The sequence below is a fragment of the Calothrix rhizosoleniae SC01 genome (genome assembly GCF_900185595.1).
GTDB lineage: Bacteria > Cyanobacteriota > Cyanobacteriia > Cyanobacteriales > Nostocaceae > Calothrix_A > Calothrix_A rhizosoleniae.
On sequence record NZ_FYBH01000254.1, the window covers coordinates 1 to 16,335 of the forward strand.

Annotated in this window: 14 protein-coding genes and 1 tRNA gene; 8 read left to right on the forward strand and 7 right to left on the reverse strand. The window is 39.4% G+C overall.

What is annotated here, in order from left to right; all coding sequences use genetic code 11:
• Positions 1-340 precede the first annotated feature (340 nt).
• Positions 341-592, forward strand: a complete 252-nt coding sequence (locus CALSC_RS15095) for a DUF7219 family protein (protein ID WP_088242149.1) — start codon at positions 341-343, stop codon at positions 590-592.
• 93 nt (positions 593-685) lie between these two features.
• On the opposite strand, the gene CALSC_RS15100 is transcribed toward CALSC_RS15095, so the two are convergent.
• The 3 genes from CALSC_RS15100 to uvrC form a co-directional block, all read right to left on the reverse strand.
• Positions 686-3,241, reverse strand: a complete 2,556-nt coding sequence (locus tag CALSC_RS15100) for an adenylate/guanylate cyclase domain-containing protein (RefSeq protein ID WP_088242150.1) — start codon at positions 3,239-3,241, stop codon at positions 686-688.
• 253 nt (positions 3,242-3,494) lie between these two features.
• Entirely contained in the window at positions 3,495-4,628 is a 1,134-nt protein-coding gene (locus tag CALSC_RS15105) for a glycosyltransferase family 4 protein (protein ID WP_088242151.1), read from the reverse strand.
• An 819-nt stretch (positions 4,629-5,447) separates the two neighbouring features.
• Entirely contained in the window at positions 5,448-7,322 is a 1,875-nt protein-coding gene (gene uvrC / locus CALSC_RS15110; protein WP_088242159.1) for an excinuclease ABC subunit UvrC, read from the reverse strand.
• Between the two features lie 288 nt (positions 7,323-7,610).
• On the opposite strand from uvrC, the gene CALSC_RS15115 reads away from it, so the two are divergent.
• Positions 7,611-7,880: a YciI family protein gene (locus tag CALSC_RS15115; RefSeq protein WP_235006800.1), complete on the forward strand. Its 270-nt coding sequence runs from the start codon at positions 7,611-7,613 to the stop codon at positions 7,878-7,880.
• A gap of 91 nt (positions 7,881-7,971) precedes the next feature.
• Here the strand turns inward: CALSC_RS15115 and CALSC_RS15120 are convergent, their stop codons facing one another.
• The 3 genes from CALSC_RS15120 to CALSC_RS15130 form a co-directional block, all read right to left on the reverse strand.
• Positions 7,972-8,544, reverse strand: a complete 573-nt coding sequence (locus tag CALSC_RS15120; RefSeq protein ID WP_088242153.1) for a cytochrome b — start codon at positions 8,542-8,544, stop codon at positions 7,972-7,974.
• A 201-nt stretch (positions 8,545-8,745) separates the two neighbouring features.
• On the reverse strand, positions 8,746-9,516 hold the full coding sequence (locus CALSC_RS15125; protein ID WP_088242154.1) for a cobalt-precorrin-6A reductase: 771 nt from the start codon (positions 9,514-9,516) through the stop codon (positions 8,746-8,748).
• A 52-nt stretch (positions 9,517-9,568) separates the two neighbouring features.
• The gene (locus CALSC_RS15130) at positions 9,569-9,763 is read right to left on the reverse strand and encodes a hypothetical protein (protein WP_407641943.1); all 195 of its coding nucleotides are present in this window, start codon (positions 9,761-9,763) and stop codon (positions 9,569-9,571) included.
• 650 nt (positions 9,764-10,413) lie between these two features.
• Here CALSC_RS15130 and CALSC_RS15135 point away from each other — a divergent pair.
• The 6 genes from CALSC_RS15135 to CALSC_RS15160 all read left to right on the forward strand — a co-directional run bounded on the left by CALSC_RS15135 (position 10,414) and on the right by CALSC_RS15160 (position 14,702).
• Positions 10,414-11,685: a glycosyltransferase family 4 protein gene (locus tag CALSC_RS15135; protein ID WP_088242155.1), complete on the forward strand. Its 1,272-nt coding sequence runs from the start codon at positions 10,414-10,416 to the stop codon at positions 11,683-11,685.
• 164 nt (positions 11,686-11,849) lie between these two features.
• Positions 11,850-12,446 (forward strand): bis(5'-nucleosyl)-tetraphosphatase (symmetrical) YqeK, encoded by a 597-nt coding sequence (gene yqeK / locus CALSC_RS15140; RefSeq protein ID WP_088242161.1) that lies wholly within the window; start codon positions 11,850-11,852, stop codon positions 12,444-12,446.
• Positions 12,447-12,562: 116 nt separating this feature from the next.
• Positions 12,563-13,030 carry a ribosome silencing factor gene (gene rsfS, locus CALSC_RS15145; RefSeq protein ID WP_088242156.1) on the forward strand — a complete coding sequence of 156 codons (468 nt, stop codon included), beginning with the start codon at positions 12,563-12,565 and terminating at the stop codon, positions 13,028-13,030.
• Complete coding sequence (locus tag CALSC_RS15150) at positions 13,027-13,527, forward strand: CGLD27 family protein (RefSeq protein ID WP_088242157.1); 501 nt, start codon at positions 13,027-13,029, stop codon at positions 13,525-13,527. The genes rsfS and CALSC_RS15150 overlap by 4 nt, the downstream gene beginning before the upstream one ends.
• Positions 13,528-13,625: 98 nt before the next feature.
• The gene (locus CALSC_RS15155) at positions 13,626-14,579 is read left to right on the forward strand and encodes an asparaginase (protein ID WP_088242158.1); all 954 of its coding nucleotides are present in this window, start codon (positions 13,626-13,628) and stop codon (positions 14,577-14,579) included.
• Between the two features lie 46 nt (positions 14,580-14,625).
• Positions 14,626-14,702, forward strand: a tRNA-Met gene (locus CALSC_RS15160).
• Positions 14,703-15,018: 316 nt separating this feature from the next.
• Here the strand turns inward: CALSC_RS15160 and CALSC_RS15165 are convergent.
• On the reverse strand, positions 15,019-15,996 hold the full coding sequence (locus CALSC_RS15165; protein WP_088242162.1) for a CHAD domain-containing protein: 978 nt from the start codon (positions 15,994-15,996) through the stop codon (positions 15,019-15,021).
• Between the last annotated feature and the right edge of the window lie 339 nt (positions 15,997-16,335).

Below are 16,335 nucleotides of genomic sequence, written 5' to 3' on the forward strand. Positions count from 1 at the left end.
GAGGTAATTAGTTAAGTGACATAATCCCTGGCTTTGCTCTCATCCCTACACTCAGCGAAGCGGAGTATGGGGTCTTCCCGCAAAGATGATAAAATTTCTCTATAGGTTAAAATATTAAATTAATATCTGTTTGGGTTAAGGAAAGAAGTTTATTCAACCTTGACTAGCTGAAACCAGGAAAGCGGCAGATTGAAAGCTCCCAGAATGAAGCAACGGTATAGCACTAGGCAATTAGGTTACGGACATTAGGGTGCGGACATTGTTGAAGCACCAAACCTATGAACAGTAAACTTATTATTTATTACTTATTACTTGTTACTTGTGTATTACGGAGATAAATATGCTAGATAAAGATGATTTTTTATATCCCCGCAGTCGCTATTATGGTCAAGTAAATCCAGAGAATCTAGTATTCAACGCTAATTTACAGGAATTTGCTCAAAAAGCCAGCTACATTTGCAACTTGGAAACTGCTGGAAAAATTACACCAAAAGAAGCTTACGAACAAATTAAGGAACTCTGGAAACAACTCAAACGAGCTAAAAAGCAATTGGGAATTGGTGAAGAACCTTTTAAAGAAGACAGTCAATAACCCACCGCTAATCGGAGTACCGATGTAGTGGGAGTATTCAGGAGGGAAAACAGATGAATAAATTAACTCTACAAATACGGAATCAAATAAATATTATTTAAGTGGCATAGCCCAAATACCATCCCAGGATTCTGGAGGCGGTACTTGCTGATATTTTTCAGTACGTTGAATGTACATATTAACTATCAAGTCTGTGGGTTGGATTTGTTGTGCAGTTCTAAAACAGAGTAGTGCTTGCTGGAAGTTACGTGATAAATATGCCGCCCTCCCAGCATGATAATGCAAGAGGAATTCTTCCATTTGAGAATCCAAAGGTGTTTGTCGATCGCCAATCACTTCATAAATTGTGACTGCTTGATTTTTGCCCTTGACGCGAATTTTGTCTAGTTGACGAGTCCAAATGCGATCGCGGCAAAGGTTATAAGTAAATTCACTGGTAATGATATCACAGCCATATTCTTTTGTTACTCCTTCCAGACGTGAGCTCAAATTGACTCCATCCCCAATTACGGTGTAGTCCATGCGCTTATGGGAGCCAATATTACCGGCTACTACTTCCCCAGAACTAATACCAATGCCAATTTGGATTTGGGGTTGTGACTGAACAATCCGCCGTTGGTTAAATTCTTGCAGTCGTTGGCGCATTTCCAGGGCGGCTTGTACCGCTTTCCAAGCATGATTTTCATCCAGAACTAGGGGAGCACCAAAAACTGCCATTAAGGCATCCCCAATAAACTTATCTAAAGTACCTTCGTGGTTAAATACTGCCTCCACCATAGTTTCAAAGTACTGATTAAGTAGAGAAACCACTTCCGTTGCGCCCAAATTTTCCGTTAGGGTTGTATAGCCGCGAATGTCGGAGAAGAGGACAGTTACATCTTTTCGTTCCCCCTCCATTAACCTATCTTCCCCCAGCACCATCACCTGTTCGGCGACCCTGGGGCTAAGATAACGGTACATGGTGGCTTTCATCCGTTTTTCTTGACTAATATCTGACAACACTACCACCCCACCCCGGACTCCTCCTTCTGGATTAGTTAGAGGATTAACAGTTAAATTGATACTGCGGGCAATTTTGTGAATATCCTTACTACTCAATAACTCCGACTGGGGAGTGAGGGGTTGATTCCAGGGGATAAATACATCTGGTGAAGAGCGATCGCTGACTGCCAAAATAGTAATCTTGTGATTACCATCCTCCTGAGTATGTAATCCCAAGGTCAAAGTTTGTTCTGGTACATAATGTTTGGCTCCAGTCTTGAGACTATCTTGGAGGCGCATTTGCAAATTTTCGATTGGTACTATCTCCCAAACCAAGCGCCCAATTAAATTTTCTGACCATACAGACTTATAATTTTTGCCATTTGCTTCTTCCAAGGGGCAACCCAGCAACTCCATAGCAGCATCATTAATGGTGACAACTCGTCCTTCCATATCCGTGGAAATCACAGCATCTGCGAGACTTTGTAAAATATCTTTTTGATACTGTTTCTCTAGCAGCACATTTTCAAACAAGCGAGCATTTTCGAGAGCAATTCCAGCTTGGATATTAAAAGCCCGCATAAACTCTTCATCGGATGCAGTAAAACTACCCTGATGCTTATTAATTAACTGGGTAACACCAATTAACTCATTGTCAGAATTAAATACCGGCAAACATAAAATATTACGAGTCACATAACCCGTTTTTCTATCTATGGTGGGATCAAAACGGGGATCTTTGTAAGCATCGGGAATATTTAAGGCTTGACCCGTGGATGCCACATAACCCACAATCCCTCGATTGGCAGGAATACGGATTTCTACAGTCGCGTCCTCATTCGCCGTTGCTACCTTAGTCCACAACTCCCCCATTTCTTTGCGATGCAAAAACAAGGTACTGCGATCAGCTTGCATCAGGCTTCGTGCCTGTTCCATAACTATTTGCAAAGTAGCCTCTAAATCTAAACTTTGCCCCAATGTCTGAGTTGCTCTTAATAGGGCTGTTGCTCCTCTTTGGTTCCGTGCTACTACATAAAAAGACTGGCAAGTCTCCAGAATAATGCCAATGGAAGCGGCAAAATCTCGAAATCTGGCCTCATCTTCACTATCAAAGGAATCATTACCAGTTTTGTTAGCTAGCTGAACTACAGCCACAGTTTGATTTTTGCTACTCAAAACAGGCATACATAAAATATTGCGAAATTTATAGCCCATTTGTTTTTCCAATTCTGGGCTATATAGAGGATGACTTTCTGCTTCTGCAATGTTTAGACATTCCCCAGTGCTAGCAACATGACCCGGAATACCTATTTTAATTGGAGTACGAATTTCTAAAGGTTTGTGGACATTATCTTGGGGAACTTTTGCCCACAGTAGACCCTTATCATCATCAACCAGAAAAATGGCAGTGTGTTCTGCCTGGAGAATTTGCCCAATTTTGAGAGTAATAGCTTCCAATACCCTCTCCAGCATATTTTCCAGGGTTTCATTATTAATTAGTTCAATTGCCCGGAGAAATTGCTGAAATTCCGCAGTAATAAAGTCAAGTAGACAAACAAATTCGTTAACCGATAAGTCTTTAACACGACGTAGTAGGACGTGATTGCGATTAACTTGAGTTAGTTCTGTTAATGTAGCCAACACGCTACCAACATTGGAGAGTGTCATGGGTAGTTGGAGTCAGGGAGTGAGGGAGTGAGAGGAATGAGGGAGTGAGGGAGTGAGGGAGTGAGGGAGTGATGGTTATTAGTTGCTAGTTGCTAGTTGCTAGTTGTTAGTTGGTAGTTGGTAGTTGGTAGTTGATGGTTGATGCTTGACGGTTGATGCTTGACGGTTAACTATCAAAATTTCTTCTCCTTGTCCCCCTGCTCCCCTGCTCCCTGCTCCTTCCCTCTTTCCCTCTTTCCCTCCTTCATTCTAATTATGCTACATTAGCAAGGTCAGTATACACAACTTGGCGATAGTAGTTTTGCAATTGACCTGTGGCAGCAGCCCATCCCCATTTTTCCGCTTCTTTACGGGCATTTTGACGTATTACTTCTCGTTCTTGTTTCTGTTTTAACAATTTCATCGTAGCTGCGATCGCACCTTCATCTCCAGATGTTGGTGCAAAAAGATACCCATTAACCCCATCGGTAACAATATCCGGAATACCTCCAGAGCGAGCCGCCACAACTGGACAGCCAGCTGCCATTGCCTCCAACAAAACCAATCCCAATGTCTCGGTACGAGAAGGGAAGATAAAAGCGTCAGAACTGGCAAAGGCTGCTGCGAGTTGATCACCCACTAAATATCCAACAAAATGGGTATTAGTGCCAGCAAAGTGTTCTTCTAAAGCTTGACGATGAGGCCCATCACCCACCAGTGCTAACCTGGCATCGGGAACTGCCTCTAAAATTGGCTTGATGCGTTCTATTTCCTTTTCTGCAGAAAGACGACCTACATAAAGTAATAGAGGGCTTTCTGGATGATTTTCAGATAAATGCGATCGCATTTTGTCACTAACTTGCTGGGGATGAAATGTTTCCGTGTCCACTCCCCGTTGCCACAAATCAACCCGTTCTATACCATGACTGCTAAGTTCATCTACCATTGCAGTGGAAGTACATAAGTTTAAAGCTGCTTGATTATGTGCTGTTTTCAGCAGTTCCCACAGAAATCCTTCCAACATCCCTAAACCATAGTGCTGGAGATATTGAGGTAAATGGGTATGGTAAGAAGCGACTAGGGGAATATTATTTAATTTACCGTGAAAAATACCGGCTATTCCTAAGACTGCTGGATTTACTACATGAATTATATCTGGTTGAAAATCCTCCAATGCTTTACTAATAGAAGGTCTTGGCAATGCCATTTTTAATTCTGGATATAGTGGCAGGGGAAAACCAGACACTCCATAAATTTCGGCTCCCTTGTATTCACTAATACCACCATCTGGACAAATTACTAATACTTGATTGCCTTGGCGTTGCAAATGTTCAACAGTGTGTTTTAGACGTGTAACAATGCCATCAACTTTGGGCAAAAAGGTTTCAGTAAATAGGGCAATTTTCATAGAACGGGTTCGCAAAGTCACATGGTCTCCCTTGTTGTGAGACTAGATGTTAGGATTAGACTGAGTTCAGGAACTTCCAAATCAAAAATACCCCATATCATAGTTATTAGGTGATCAATAAAAATAAACTTCACCGATAATTGCCCATGATTAGAAAATTCTTGGGGGATAATCTAGTTTCTGGAGTTCCTTTAATTTTTACGCCCAACTTATAGAGTTGTTCGTTACCAAAATTATTGCAGGAGATGGCCAGCTTACCAAGAGGCCATAATTTTTTCAAGAAGGTGATGTCCATGAAAAATAATTTGTACTACCAATTACCTAAGTAGGGCTTGCTGAAAAAGTATTTTGGTGAGGGTAGGGAGTGGGGAGTAGGGAGTGGGGAGTAGTTCCAGCCTCTTTATTTATATTATTTTTGCCAGAAAAAATAACAGATGCAAGGATTTTAAACCTAAAATCCTAATTTCCTTGCACGCCCCTCCCCAAGAAAATAGCCTCAAAGCATTGATAAATCAACATTTTTAAGTTATTCAGCAGACCCTAAGTAGGGCTTGCTGAAAAAAGAGAAAAAGTAGTTGCTGTGGGGATATCAGACCAGAAAAATATATTCAGATGCAAGAAAATAGGGAAAATAGCACAAAACCCATGCATCACCTTACCATTGACAACACTGGTGCAATTAGTACTTATGTACCGTAAATCCGAGGCAGGGGAGCAAGCCTTGCATCCCTACAGTGAATTTGTAATCGCCTGGTAATTTTAATTATGGAAATTTCCTTACTTATTACTTATTACTTATTACTTAATTAATTATTCATATCAAACATGAAAATAGTCATAAATTTCTTGAGCCAAACGCTGACCAATTCCGGAAACTTCTGCTAATTGCTTGGGTGTGGCTTGACGAATATAATCAAGGGAACGGAAATGTGCCAAAAGCTGTTTTTGACGATGATGTCCTAAACCGGGAATTTCATCTAAACGCGATCGCTTTAATTTTTGACTGCGTTGTTGGCGATGAAAGCTAACTGCAAAACGGTGGGCTTCATCCCGTAAACGTCTTAATAATTGTACCCCTGGTTGTTCGGCATCAGTTGTCAGAGGTTGGGACTCTCCTGGAAGAAAAATTTCTTCCCTTTTCTTGGCTAAACTGACGACTCGTAAATCATCTAATAAGTTCATGTCTTGCAGTACAGCCACTACCGATGACAGTTGACCCTTACCACCATCAATCATAACTAAATCTGGCCAGTCAGGATTCCCTAACCGTTGCAATTGGGGATCTTCCACATATTTACGAAAGCGACGCTGAATAACTTCCTCTAAACTAGCAAAATCATCGGAATGTCCAATGGTAACTGTGGGATTCTTGATTTTATAGTGGCGATAGTATTGCTTGGCTGGTAAACCATCAATAAATACTACTTGGGAAGCAACTGCATTACTACCCTGAATATGGGATATGTCGTAACCTTCAATGCGGTGGGGTAATTCAGGTAAATCGAGAATGGTAGCTAAATCTTCCATTGATTGTTGATTGCGATCGCTCAATTTTTGCATTCTTTGCAATTCATATTCAGCATTGCGCTCTACCATCTCAATTAATTCTGCCTTGGTTTGGCGTTGGGGAGATAAAATATTTACCTTCCGAGTTTTGCGTTGAGTCAACACCTCGGCTAACATTTCCCCCTGAGGTAACTCATGCTGTACCAAAATTTCCGTAGGAATTTCCACTGCATCGGCAGTTTGGTAATGTTCTTCCAATACCCGTTGTAAAATTGCACCGGGTTCTGCATGACTATTAGCTACAAACCCCAGTCTCCCCACTAACTTACCAGCACGTATTTGAAATAATTGAATATAAGTGTGTTCCGCACCCACTGCTAGAGCAATGGCATCTCGGGACACAGTATCATCAGGAAGGGAAACTTTTTGTTCTGCATTGAGGGAGTTTAATCCAGCAATTCTATCCCTGATTTTGGCTGCGACTTCAAAATCAAGATTTTCTGCCGCTTGCTGCATTTGTGCGGTGAGAATTTGCATCAACTCCTGGGTTCTTCCTTGGAATACCATCACCACCTTCTGGACAATTTGGCGATATTCTTCGGGGGAAACCAATTTTTGACAAACCCCCAGACAACGTCCCAAATCATAATTTAAACAAGGACGTTCTTTAAACAGGGGTTGTCGTCTCTGTCTCAAGGGAAAAATCCGTTTACATAGGTGTAATACTTCCCTTAATAAGCGAGAATCTGTATAGGGTCCGTAGTATTTATCCTTAGCCTTACCTAGTTGACGCTTACGGGTAATAAAAATTCGCGGATAGTCTTCCGACCAAGTAATACAAACATAAGGGTATTTTTTATCATCTTTGAGCAACACATTAAAATAAGGTTGATGTTGCTTAATTAAATTAGCTTCTAACGCTAAAGCTTCCGCTTCCGTATCAGTGACAATAAACTCAATTTCTGTCACCTGTTTTACCATCGTAGCAATACGTTCACTTAATCGTTGTGATTCCCGGAAATAAGAACGAACTCGCGATCGCAATTTTCGAGACTTACCTATGTATATAATGCGATCGCTACCATCTCGCATTAAATACACTCCCGGTTCTGGCGGAATTTCTCCCAACCGACTGGCTAAAAGTTGGGGATCTCTTAATAGGGTTAATGTGTGTGCAGATCCAGTCATTTCAATTTTGGATTTTAGATTTTGGATTTTGGATTTTGGATTGCTCCTGTGTTTCAAGAACGCAGCACCAATAAAATGCAAAATTTGCTTACAAGGTTGAGTTTTATCGGATAATTATTATTATCATTGGTTTTGTCAAATTCGTGGCAGGTTAGCTAAAAGTAGGGGCTTGCACCCAAATAGAGGGGCGAATTCTTAGCCGACACCCTACACCCCATACCCTACACGCCGTTCATACGGTATCTTAAACTTTGGAAGAGACTTAATTAGGGAAAATCACAAGGAATTATGGCTAAATACATCATGTGGGGAAGCTACTGCGATAATGTTCTGGAAAAACGTGCTCCTTATCGTCAAGCCCATCTAGATGGACTAACAAAACAAAAAGAAGCTGGGATACTAATTACTATTGGTCCGACTAAAGACATAACTCAAGTATTTGGCATTTACGAGGCGGAAGATGAAGCTACTGTGCGTCAATTAGTGGAAAATGACCCTTATTGGCAAAATGGGATTTGGACTGAATACTCCATCAAAGAGTGGATTCAAGCATTTTAACTAAACCTCTGAATAAATTATGAGTTATCAGCTCTCAATGACAGTTGATAACTCGCGATTCACTCAAATTTATGATTACTTGCAAAACTTTTTAACTGACAAAATTGATCCATCGTCGCCAATTTGCCCTTACCACTTTCCAATATTTCAAAATATGTACCATAATAAATGCCAAAAACGTATAAGCCAACCAAAAATGGGCATTACGTCCTACTTCTACCATTGCTTCATTTTTGGGGAAAATATCAGGTAACACAATCCAGAAGAATTTGACATTATTGGCTTTAAAGGAATTTGAAAGTAAGAAACCAGCAATAGGTACTGCCCACATAAATACATATAAACTAGTATGCAAGGCAAAAGTCCGCCACCAAGATGGAGATAATTTGGGAGTGCGTTTAGTGTATTTACGCCACCAAACTCGTAATAATGTCAAAATTCTCCAAGTTAATAGTGCCATAGTCAATACACCAATGGACTTGTGAAAATCATACAACTCATTACGCAAAAACTGTTCTCGTCCCAACCTAGCCATCAACGAACCTGTACAAAATAAAATCAAGTAGGAACCAGCCATCCACCAGTGGACTTGCATTAATTCCTTAAATGCTGAATTGAGCCGCGGTTTCCGATTACCTGTTTGACTAGGTTGAGATATTTTCATAGTTATGGAAGCAATACAATAGCAAGGTATTAGGTCTGTTAAATTAAAATACAATTATTAATAATATTTTACACAGCCCTGCTGATTCTATTGCTAATATTCCATAATCATTTGATTGGTATATTTGATGAAGAGAATAGATTGCAATACCACTTGGGGATTATAGTGTCCTTTGCCGCTTTTACCCCACAACGCAATTAGCTAAATTCTAAATTTACTTTGACAAAATTCTATAGCTGTTGACACATCACTGGTTTGTTGGGGATATGTAACCGAAGGTCTTTTTATGACTATTAATGGTATATCTAACTGAGCTGCAATTGTACGTTTAACATCCTCTCCCCCAGCACTTCCAGATGCTTTCGTCACCACCATAGAAATCTGCCAATTCTGCCACAATGCTGCTTCTAAATCAGCCGAAATAGGGGGACGCAAACAAATTAATCTATCTGAGGTAAATCCAGCCTGGAAAGCAACTTCCAAGGCTGTGGTAGACGGAAGTAACCTAGCAAACAAAGTGGATCGATTTTGCCATGATTGAAACATTGGTAAAGGTCGATATCCCACCGTTAGTAACACTCGATGAGAAGTGAGATAATCTCCTGCTAACAATGCCTCAAAACTATCTAAATCAATAACCCCCCTATCTGCCTCAACCTTGACAACAGGTCGTTCGTAACGTAGATAAGGAAGATGATATGCTTGAGAGGCAGCGATCGCTATTTGAGAAATTTCCACAGCATAGGGATGGGATGCGTCAAGGATACCGACTATTTGTTGCTGCTGGCAAAATTCTCCTAATTTTTCCATAGATAAACGCCCTACCCAAACCAGTAAACCATTAACATCTGGGTAGAGCAACTTTGCCGAATTTGTGGTCACTGTAACAATACAACGAATTTGCCTTTGAGCGATCGCAACTGCTAAGTTAGCACTTTCCTGAGTACCGCCAATTAACCAAATACATCCCACTTGCGGAAGTTGATAAATTTAAATAAATTGAATATTATTTTTGGGGTTGAAATTAACCCTTGAGAGCTTTTCTAAAGTTGCGACGGTAAGATCTATTCGCAATAAATAAAGCAGGCCATAAAAAAGATAAGGCAAGACGATTGACGAGACTACGAGAAAAATTAGTCCGCTCAAAACCACTCCAAAATCTCCAAAAACCACCTGCGTAAACCACTATCAAAGCGACTACTACTAGCTGTTGTATCATGCTGATGAACTCCGTAAATTTATCCTTTCTGAAATTTTCGGTTTTCTGCCAAGGAATTCAGCCTTGACGACTCCAGTCTAAGTTTAGCTTCCCCATCGCCACCAGTGATATTCATCAAAAATCGATTGTAAATACTAGAATGTTAGGTATACTATAGTTAAATTTACTTAAAACAAATGTATCTAATTTTTTATATCCTTAATGATTTACTGCGTCTGATTATAACCTGGAAATCATAGAATATCAGAAACATTACTTTGAAACAATGATGTCTAAAAAGAAACAAATAACTACAGTTTATTACTTGTATTTAACAGTATTTATGACCTTTAGATAGGCATAACCTGGATTTTGGCATATTTCAATGTATTGGGATACCTGATTTACGAAAACTATAGTTAGTTATAAATACATAATTTTTATCTTACGTAAAACCGATCAATACAACTACATGAATATTCAGTAAAATGTAAAAAAACACATTAGTATGATTTAAGTAATGAAGTAATTTTTTACTCAATCTTTACTGAAAATGAGCTGACATGAATCATATTTGCATAGAGAATTAGAAATATTGATGTTGGTCATCAGCATTATATGAATCACAAAAAATAATCAAGCCAAACCAGGCTAATTCTGGTGAATTGGAGATGAGAATTTTAATTTACTCTTACAACTACTATCCTGAGCCAATTGGTATTGCTCCTTTGATAACTGAATTGGCAGAGGGGTTAGTCAAACGAGGGCATACAGTCAGAGTAGTGACTGCTATGCCAAATTACCCTGAGCGCAAAATTTATGACAATTATCGGGGTAAATTGTTCCATACCGAATATAAAAACGGTGTCAAAATTCAACGTAGCTATGTTTGGGTTCGTTCCACTCCAAATTTATTAGAACGGTTTCTTTTGGATGGAAGTTTTGTCATTTTCAGTTTCCTTCCCGCACTTATGGGTTGGCGACCAGATTTAATTTTAGCTACATCGCCATCCCTACCAGGTTGTATTCCTTCTAGCTTGTTAGGAGGTTTATATAGATGTCCGATAGTATTGAATTTACAAGATATATTACCTGAAGCAGCAATTAAAGTCGGTTTACTAAAAAATCCCTTTTGGATCAAATTACTTTCGGGTTTAGAAAAATTTGCTTACCGAACGGCGACAAAAATTAGCGTAATTGCAGATGGCTTTGTGGAAAATTTAGAAGGGAAGGGAGTTGATGGGAATAAAATCGCACACATTCCTAATTGGGTAGATACAAATTTTGTGCGACCCTTACCCAAGGAAAATAATTATTTCCGTCAGGCTCACAATCTTCAGGGTAAATTCGTAATTTTATATTCTGGAAATATTGCCCTTACCCAAGGCTTAGAAACAGTCGTCAAGGCTGCTGCTACTTTGCAAGATTTTGCAGATATGGCATTTGTAATTGTGGGGCAAGAAAAAAGACTGAAAAAATTAAGGCGTGAATGTGAAAAATATGGAGCAGAGAATGTATTACTTGTGCCCTTTCAGCCTAGAGAACGTTTACCAGAAATGCTAGCTGCTGCTGATTTGAGTTTGGTAGTACAGAAAAAAAATATCATTGGCTTTAATCTGCCATCGAAAATTCAAGTTTTAATGGCTAGTGGTAGAGCAATTGTCGCTTCCATTCCCGAACATGGTACAGCAGCAAGGACAATGAAAAGCAGTGGTGGTGCTGCCATAGTTCCTCCAGAAAACCCTCAAGCATTAGCAGAGGCGATTTTAGAATTGTATAAAAATCCGGAAACAGTCAAAAATATGGGCTACAACAATCGTCGATATGCTGTAAAACACTATACTATTGAGCAAGCTTTAAATAGCTATGAATCCCTTTTTGAAAGAGCTATTGGCGAACGTTCGGTAATTGATTCATCCGTAGTCTCAAAACAGGAAGTTTAAAGCAATACCATATAAAACAAATCTTGGGTAATCTTTTTCAGCTATTTATGTTCCTTCAGACTCATCAGTGATGCATCCATTCGGAAGATAATAGATTCATAACTCGATTAAAATAAAATATATCCATTCTGTAAAACAATTTTCTATTAGGGTGCATTATCATGGTGCGGGAGCAAGTCATCTCTTGGTTAGCAGAAAATATCAAAGCTTCCAGAGTTGAGCATATTCTGAGAGTGGAAAAAATGGCTACGGAATTAGCTATTCACTATCAGCTGGAACCGGAAAATACTGCACAAGCTGCATTAATGCATGATCTTGCTAAATATTTCCCCGCACATAAACTATTGCAAATGGCATCAACAGAGGGTTTGGAGGTTGATGAAGTGATGATTTCCAACCCCCACTTATTACATGCAGATGTGAGCGCTATAGTAGCTAGAGATAAATTTGGGGTTGAAAATAAAGAAATATTACAAGCGATCGCCAATCACACTTTAGGTAGACCAGGTATGGGTCAAGTGTGTTGTATTGTGTTTTTAGCCGATAGCTTAGAACCAGGAAGGGGGAATACCCCAGAATTACAAGCTTTACGGCAAGTGAGTAGAAAAAATATTGCTCAGGCTGTGTGGCAAGTCTGTGACTATTCTTTGAAGTTTCTGGTTAATAGTCCTGGGATGATTCATCCCCGCATGATTACTACCCGTAACTGGTTTCTGCAAAAATGGAAATCTCAACAATCCATCACCCATGTTAATCCATAGAAACCGATTTTTTTGTTAGTATTCAAAAAAACCCAGTTATAGGAATTGCATTCTCAAATTTTTAGTTTTAGGTAATTGCGATAAATTACTATAAAGAGAAAAGTAGTCGAGGTTTAATGTCTGATTATTTCCCAGGGAATTTTCCCCGCCAATCTGTGACCTTAAGCGATGATGGAATTAAATCCTCAACAGTTAACACTGGTGGGGAAGAAAATAGCGAACAACTAGCCCTAACCATTGTCTGTGCCGCATCTGACCGTAAAGCAGCTGATATTTTACTGTTAAAGGTAGGAGAAGTCTCTTACATAGCTGATTATTTTCTCATGATGACTGGCTATTCCCGAGTACAGGTAAGGGCGATCGCAGATGCGATTGAAGATAAAGTAAAAACAGAGTACCAACGTCTTCCCTTACGTACGGAAGGAAAGGTAGAAGGTGGTTGGGTATTGCAAGACTATGGCGATGTAATTGTCCATATTATGATGCCAAAAGAACGAGAATTCTACAACCTAGAAGCATTTTGGGGTCATGCAGAAAAAGTACAATTACAAACAAGCAATGATAGTGAGGGTAGATCGACATGACCAATTCTTCCCTATCCAATTGCCCAGTTCCCACCGAACAACAACCACTCAATGAATACGAAGAATTAAAATCTACATGGTTGTTTCGTGACTGTACCCGCAATTGGTTAGACTTTCTGAAAACAATGGCTTGGATTTGGGGCTTCTGTTGGCTATTAGCAGCACCAGTAACAGCAGCTAGTTTCTCCCCCTATAAGCAATTGAGCCACTTTCTACTTTGTAGTGCAGCCGGAGCTAGTATTGGTGTAGTACTATGCCTAGTACGTTTGTATTTAGGGTGGTCTTACGTGAGCGATCGCTTATTTAGCTCAGTTGTATTTTATGAAGAATCTGGATGGTATGACGGTCAAACTTGGACTAAACCAGAAAAATTACTAACACGCGATCGCTTAATTGTCAGCTACGAAATCAAACCAATTATTCGCCGGTTACAAAATACCTTTGCGGGCTTGGCTGGATTATTCGTTGCTGGTACCATAGTTTGGCATCTAGTCTAAGAAACATTTGCTAGGGATAACTGCACTGAGTGCAATTCATCCCAGGTAAAACACGGGACTGGAATTTAACAAAAATTATTATTGGTGAAACTTAACCCATGACAATGGGAAAACGAAATCAAGCCACTGCATTAGAAGTTAGGCTACTGCGAGAAGGCATTATTGAATCCCGGCATATAGTCCATGCGGCTGTTTGTGACGAAAGAGGGAGATTACTTTCAGTCGCTGGAAATGCAGAAACGGCAACATTTATCCGTTCAGCCCTAAAACCATTCCAAGCCTTAGGAGTGACAACAACAGGCACTCTAGAAAGCTACAAATTGAGCGATCGTGACCTGGCAATTATTACAAGTTCCCACAAAGGTACTATAGAGCAAGTCAGACGAGTATTTAATATTTTATGGCGAGCTGATATCGATCCCTCCCTGCTCCAATGTCCTATCCCCCCAGGTAAACGTAGTCCCCTAGAATACAATTGTTCTGGTAAACACGCAGGCATGTTAGCCGTATGCCAACAGCGTAAATGGCCACTCAATAATTATTTACAACCCAAACACCCAGTACAACAGCTGATTTTAAGTCAAATATCAGAAGTACTACGAATGCCAGCAGCAGAATTCATTAATGCCCATGATGATTGTGGTGCACCTACCTATTTGATGCAAATAGAACAAATGGCATCACTGTATGCTCGTCTTGCTTCCCGTGACAATTTGAATATGGAACGTATTGTTCGTGCCATGACCCATCATCCGGAAATGGTAGCAGGAGATGGAGAATTTGACACCGAACTCATGCGGTTAACTCCAGGAGAATTAGTCAGTAAATCTGGAGCAGAAGGAGTACAGTGTTTAGGTATGCTCGGTGAAGGGATGGGATTGGCAATTAAAGTTATAGATGGTGCTAAAAGGGCGAAATATGCTGTTGCTATTCATTTACTACAGCAACTGGGTTGGATTACTCCCAGCACCGCAGAAGCCTTAGGGGAGAAGTTTTTTACTTTTGGTCAATACAAGCGGCTGGAAGTTGTCGGGGAATTATCAATTTTGTAGTTGCTAAAATGAAAATCTTAGGTTATACTAGCTAAAGACAAAGCGACGCGGGATAGAGCAGCCTGGTAGCTCGTCGGGCTCATAACCCGAAGGTCAGTGGTTCAAATCCACTTCCCGCTACCAAATTGGATAAATGTAAGCCCTTGCGAATCTTATATGATCGCAGGAGCTTGTTAATGAGGATAGGGAGTAGGGAGCAGGGAGCAGGGAAAATTCCACTTAGATATTAGATAATTGGTGATGCAAATTATTTTTCATGAGGACTGACTTCTTCCATATTTTCCTGTTTTTTATCAGCAGTCAACGCAGCCATACTATAGGAATCCTATTTGATTCTTGAATAAGTTTTGACCTATAACCCTTATCAAACAACACTTTTAGTCTCAGTATACGTTCAAAATTCAAGTTGGAGTCCAATATCAAGTTTATTACTTATTACTTATGAGAATTGTGGATTTAATATAGTTAAATGAAAATCTTTTCTGGTTTCCGGTAACAAATATTTAATTTGTAAAGATTGCCACTCTTGCCACATTTGGTAACGATTTTCCACAAACAAGTTAGTTAGAGTTGGTAATTTACTTTTCAATCCCGACTTAAAAATCTTTAACAACCATTCATCCAAAACCATACTATCCTGTATGGAACCCAAAATTTCTTGGATTCTTTTTACCTCTGCAATATAACCTTTGTAAGAGTCCCCATATAGCTCCGTAAATAGCTCCATTTGGTAGCGTAGACACTTAGCTTGCTTGCGTAAATCGTGAACAATTTTTCCTTCACTGGCTAACTGTTGTTCTACCTGAGTTGGTTGCCAATCTGTGGGTACAATAATTTTATCGACTCCTTTGACTTGGGTTCCCACTAGCCACGCAGGATGCAGCAAGAAAAGACTAAGTTCTGGCAATAGTAAATCTGGCAGTACAATCTCTACAGCCAAAGATGCTAATGGTTTATATTCTGGGGATTCTAACCACTTTTTCAATGATTTAACACAAGACTGATAAAGTTCATTGGTTAGTACTGCTTTTACCTCCACAATTGCCTTATCTCTTTGCTTATCTAAAGTTTCTAAAGCTACTTGTAAATACTTTTGTTCCTTTGGTGGTAAATTAGGCAAGTAGATATTTTTCAAGGTTTCTTGCAATACATCTAAATCTCGGAGTGTACCAAGACGACGACCAATTTTACCAATATTTTTCTCGCTTGCAGCTTTTGGTAATTTTAAAAAGTGATCAAATCGACTAATAGCTGTACGTAAGCGACGTATACCCACTCGCATTTGATGTAATGCTTCTGGGTCTTTATCTTGCTTGACTTCTGATTCCCATTTTAAGGTTTTTTTCAAGTGTTTTTTAATTGCCAAACAAGCATATTCTCCTAGGGATTTAACTTCATGCTCTGCAGATACAGTCATAATAATTTTGGATTTTGGATTTTGGATTTTGGATTGGGTACAAACTCCCAAATTTCTCTATGGTGTTAACCTAAAATAGAAAATTTTTTGTTCCTTTGATTATTCTAAAAATCAAACTATTTCTCCCCTATCTCATGGATAATTACTGTATTTACACTGATTAAACCAATTAATTAAATCATTAGTGACATCGGTTCTTATTCATTATTGAACAGATTCAATCTATCGGGGTAATACTTGAACTCACATTCTCTTATATTGTTACTAATGCTAACAATTTTTCCCAGGCTTTATATCTAATCATCAAAAAATATGAATATTTTTTGATGATTAGATAAG